Origin of the sequence: Pseudomonas citronellolis, from assembly GCF_029335315.1 — a bacterium.
Lineage (GTDB): Bacteria > Pseudomonadota > Gammaproteobacteria > Pseudomonadales > Pseudomonadaceae > Pseudomonas > Pseudomonas citronellolis_A.
Genome location: NZ_JARJLT010000096.1, coordinates 1 through 446 on the forward strand (window position 1 = coordinate 1; position 446 = coordinate 446).

A 446-nucleotide genomic window follows, 5' to 3' on the forward strand; every position below is an offset into this window, starting at 1 on the left:
CCAGGCCATGAGCCAGGTGGAAGGCCTGGCGGCCAGCAGCGAGCAGATCGGCTCGGTGCTGGAAGTGATCCGCGCGATCGCCGAGCAGACCAACCTCCTGGCGCTCAACGCCGCCATCGAAGCGGCCCGCGCCGGCGAGGCCGGGCGCGGCTTCGCGGTGGTGGCCGACGAAGTGCGCAACCTGGCCAAGCGCACCCAGGACTCGGTGGAGGAAATCCGCCAGGTGATCGAAGGCCTGCAGAACGGCACCCGCGAGGTGGTCAGCGCGATGCACAGCAGCCACCAGCAGGCCCAGGGCAGCGTCAGCCAGGTGGAACAGGCAGTGGCGGCGTTGCAGCGCATCGGCGAGGCGGTCGGGGTGATCAACGACATGAACCTGCAGATCGCCAGCGCCGCCGAGGAACAGAGCGCGGTGGCCGAGGAGATCAACCGCAACGTGGCGGGCA

General features: G+C 69.7%; 1 protein-coding gene. It reads left to right on the forward strand.

Annotated elements, in window-relative coordinates:
- Positions 1-446, forward strand: a 446-nt coding sequence (locus P3W75_RS07980; protein WP_276226828.1) for a methyl-accepting chemotaxis protein, incomplete at both ends; no start/stop codon positions are given.